Raw genomic sequence first — 4,452 nt, 5'->3', positions numbered from 1 at the left:
CTTGTGGAAGTGGGATACATCGTTGGGTTCCCGCACGATACGAAGGAGTCGGTACGACGGGATTTGGCGTCGTTGCGGGACGAAATCAAGGTAGATGAGGCGGCGTTTTTCATGCTGACGCCGTTGCCGGGGTCGCGTGACCACAAGCGCATGGTGGAGGCCCTGATACCGATTGATGCCGATTTGAACAATCTCGACAGCTTTCACGAGACCTTCCGTCATCCGAACATGGCTCCGGGTGATTGGCGTGCCTTGTATGAGGAGGCGTGGGATACGTTCTACAGCAAGGAGCACATCGTCAACGTGCTCTTGAGAACGGAAACACCGGATTCGTATTGGCGGATGTTCTGGCTGGCGGTGTGGAATCGCTATGCGAAGTCGATGGGCACGCATCCGATGGTGACGGGATTACTGCGGTTAAAGGGCCGAAAAGAGCGCAGACCGTTGTTCGAACGCGAAGGCGTGGTTGCCTACGCGCGACGGCGCGCGCGCGAGTTGTTCGGCGTCGGCAAGTTGATCGGGTCGCTGTTTTTCGAGTTCGAGGAAATCTGGATGTTGACGCGGAAGAAAGAAGACCCGCGTTGGGCTACGTTGGCGGAGCTTCGAGCCAAATGGGCGGTGGTGCAGCGGCGTGTCGCGGAGAGCGACGTGAAAGGCCGGTGCGACGAGGCGACGCAGGAATTGCGACGGTTGTTGGAGAGCGCTTCGCGACGGCTTCACGAGTTGGGAGCGGGTGGAGCGCATTTGAGCCATCGGGTGCGCCGCAAGCTTCAGCAGAAGGCGGCGGAAGTGGATGAGCGGTTGCGGAGTCTGGATGTTCAGGTACCTTCTTGGCGTCGTGTCGTGCAGACGGAGCAGTACATTCGCGACGGGTTGTTGGCGGGCTATGAGGACCTTGCGATCCGGTATGTGGCGCGCCGGCGCCAATTCGACGCGTATCGGCGCGACCTATTTCAGCGCCTGAAGACGGGGCGTGTGTTGACGTTGAATATCGCGTTGTTGCCGAGGGTGATGGTGTTTGAGGTAGTCATGGCCGTGCGGTTTGGGATGGCGTTTTACACGAAGATTGGGTGAGGGATGGGAGATTTGAAATCTCGTAGCACTTTAGCCGTTTGCCCCCAAACATCGCGGCAAACGGCTAAAGTGTCACCAATATAAGAATTCTCGCGCAGAGGCGCAGAGATGCAGAGGCGCAGAGATGCTTCTCTTGCCGCAAGTATCGAATAAGACGTGAGTTCTCCCACTTCAGTCTATAGTGAATACGGTCCCAGACCGCAGTCTCCCTGCGCCTCCGCGTCTCTGCGGGAGAATCTCTTACCCTTCAAGCCCATTCACCACCCGCACAATTCCACCCTTCATCAACTCTTCACCGGAGTCGAGGAAATGTCCAAGGTCCGAAACTTGAAATTTGAAGCAAGAACTCAGGTGTCAAGTATCAGGTCATGAGACCCGGATTGAAGATTCCAGGATGCCGGTTTCGCGTTACGATCCCGAAATCGCAGATGTAGGACTCACCAGCAACTTGTAGTTGCGCCTGTAGGGTTGTTAACGCGAGATCATGACTTCGTTGCCGAGAGGCGCGGGTGTTTCGCCAACCAGTGTATCGTCGATGTTTGAGAAGAGTTGCGAGATGTTGGTGAACTGTGAACCGCCGTAGCCGCCTCCGCCAAACCCGCCTCCACCAAAGCCGCCGCCTCCGAGCCCCATGCTGCCACCAGGGCCGCCATTGTTGCTGACGAGAATCTTGGGCATGGTGTCGCCGCCGTTACCCAATGCGATGGCACGGGTGCGCAGGGCACCCGGATTACCCATGTTGCCGCGCAAACGGGAAGGCGCGGGAGCGGGCGAATAGTATGAGCGGGGGCTGTTAATGCGCTTGGTGGATGCGTCTGCCGTTATCCGAACCGGTTCGGGTCGCTCGTTCAACGGCTCAACAGCTTTTCGGGTCTCAATGGAAGGCTCGGGAAGTCCGATGGTTTCGGTGTCGGATTCACCTCGCATGGCGAATTCCCATTTCCTCTGAAGGGCCGCACGTTCGACGGGCGTGGAACTCAATTGGACATCGCCATCGGAAACCGCTTTCTTGTCCACGCTGAATACCGAGCCGTCGGCGGGGTCTTGGACATAGTACCGTGTTTCGCTTTGACGCACGATCACGTTCTCGTGTTTCTTGCCGTTGACGGTGATCGTGTCGGCGGATGCGTGTGATACGGTGAGGCATACCGTGAGCATGAACAACGCATACAACTTCGTTGTCGGCATGATTGTTCTCCTAGCCTTGTGCCGCGCGTGGTGCGGCGTGCTGCAACTACCTTCATTGTATCACCTATTCCCTTAAGCGCCACTCATTGTCTGATTTCGCATTTCGATAGAGCTTCTGGCTTGCGTGTGCCTTCGGGCACTTCGTATTCTTGGAGTGAGACGTACGATTGGTACGACCTTGGTAGAGTGGTACCTTCAGAGGGGGCACATTATGCGCATCGTGTCAGGGTTCTTGGTATTCGCACTTGTTGCAGGTGTCGCGATTGCGGCGGACAGTGACAAGATGCACCGGCTGGACGCGTCAAAGGTCAAGGTGGGCGGAGAAATCGGACGCCGTGTCGACGTGACGCTTAACAACAATCTGATGGTCGTGGACCTAGACGGGCAGTTCCTGGCTCCATTCAAGGAGAAGAAGGCCACGGGCGGATATATTGGGCTGGGGAAGACCATCGACGCGCTGGCGCATTATGCGGTGTACTCCGGCGATCCGCGCGTGATGGAGAAAAAGAAGCAGATTGTCAGCGAATTGATTGCGTCCCAGGAACCGGACGGATACATCGGGTACTTCAAGCCGGAGCAGCGAGTCTTTGCGCTGTGGGACATTCATGAAATGTCGTACATCATTTGGGGTCTTGTGTCGGACTATGAGCTTTGTGGCGAGAAAGCATCGCTTGATGCCGCGCGCAAGGCGGCCGATTACATCATCGCGCGGTGGGAGGCGGAGCCGGATCGAATTCCTGGAAACGGCGAGATTACGACGTACATGGCGGTGACGTGCAGCGAGCCAGCTATGTTGAGATTGTATGGGATTACGGGTGACTCGAAATACCTGGAGTATTGCACGAAGTTCCGCAAGCTGCCGGAGTGGGACGGACCCATTGTAGAAGGGCGCTGGGGGCAAATCGCGGGTCATGCATATGCGTATATGAGCAGGGCGATGGCCCAATTGACGCTGTATCGCATGCAACCCAGCGAGAGTCTGCTGGCACCGTCGCGCAAGGCAATGGATTTCATGACTAAACAAGACGGGCTGACGATTATCGGCACGTGCGGCCAGCACGAGTGCTGGCACAATACCCAGGAAGGGGCGGCAAACCTCGGCGAAACCTGCGCCACCGCATATTTGCTGCGGTTCTGGGAAGACTTGATGTGCATGAACGACGACCCCCGCTATGGCGATCTGATGGAGCGGGCCGTCTACAACGCATTGTTCGCGGCGCAGTCGCCCGATGGCCGAAAGATCCGATACTACTCGCCTTTTGAAGGGCCCCGCGAGTATTTCAAGGAAGACACGTACTGTTGTCCGTGCAACTACCGGCGAATCCTCGCCGAGTTGCCCCAGCTCATCTACTTCCAGCGGAATGACGGCGTGCTGGTGAATCTTTATACGCCGTCCGAAGCGGAGTGCCCGTTGCCTGGCGGTGATTCGGTGAAGTTGAAGCAGGAGACCGCATACCCTGCCAGCGACACGGTCACAATTCACGTCGATCCGGGCGCGCCGAAGACGTTTGCCGTGGCGCTGCGCATTCCACACTGGTGCAAGGAAGCCGAAGTCAAGGTGAATGGCGAGAAGATCGCGCCGAGCGGGAAATCGTCCGTTTCCATCGCACGGGAGTGGCGTCCTGGCGACCGCATCGAACTGCGGTTTCCGATGGGGCCGAGATTGGTCAAAGGACGCGTGGCGCAGGCAGGCCGTGTGGCCGTGATGGTGGGGCCGCAAGTGTTCACCGTGAGCCGGAAGGCCAATCCCGAGTTGGAGAAGGAAAACCTCCGTCTCATTACCATCGATCCGAAAACGCTGACGGGACCGTTCCCTGACGAATCAGTGCGCCCGGGCGGATTGGCGTGCAAGGTGAAGGCGTGGCGCACGACCGAGTGGTATCCGTTTGGAGAGCACACATTTGAAGTGACGCTGACGGAGTTTCCCGACCCGAACGGGGAGGAAACGTATCTCCACGTTCCCAACCCCAACGACGAGTCTTTCGTCGATGACGAACTGGTTGGCAGCGGTGCTGAATACGTCTATTGATAGGACGGGGGCTTGATCGGGACACTTGGGTTGGGTCATTTTCTAGGGGTCTTAAGCCCGAGTAGTATCCGTTTGAACCTCAAAGGAGCCTAGGGTTGAGCGCATTTCGGCAAGCCATTAAGGACATTATCACCAATGTCGAGACGGTGGTACTCGACAAA

The 4,452-nt window shown here is 57.3% G+C and carries 2 protein-coding genes and 1 pseudogene; all 3 read left to right on the top strand.

Going from position 1 to position 4,452, the window contains the following annotated elements:
• A partial coding sequence (locus K1Y02_25550; GenBank protein MBX7259746.1) for a hypothetical protein occupies window positions 1–1,074 on the top strand: 1,074 nt, incomplete at its 5' end.
• Between the two features lie 574 nt (window positions 1,075–1,648).
• Window positions 1,649–1,726: pseudogene (locus tag K1Y02_25545) on the top strand (LysM domain-containing protein).
• 747 nt (window positions 1,727–2,473) lie between these two features.
• Window positions 2,474–4,291 (top strand): glycoside hydrolase family 127 protein, encoded by a 1,818-nt coding sequence (locus K1Y02_25540; protein ID MBX7259745.1) that lies wholly within the window; start codon window positions 2,474–2,476, stop codon window positions 4,289–4,291.
• The last annotated feature ends 161 nt before the right edge of the window (window positions 4,292–4,452 follow it).

Source organism: Candidatus Hydrogenedentota bacterium (genome assembly GCA_019695095.1).
In the GTDB taxonomy this organism is placed as follows: domain Bacteria; phylum Hydrogenedentota; class Hydrogenedentia; order Hydrogenedentales; family SLHB01; genus JAIBAQ01.
The sequence above is the reverse complement of the archived record's forward strand: the minus strand, read 5'-3'. Positions and strand labels throughout refer to the sequence as shown.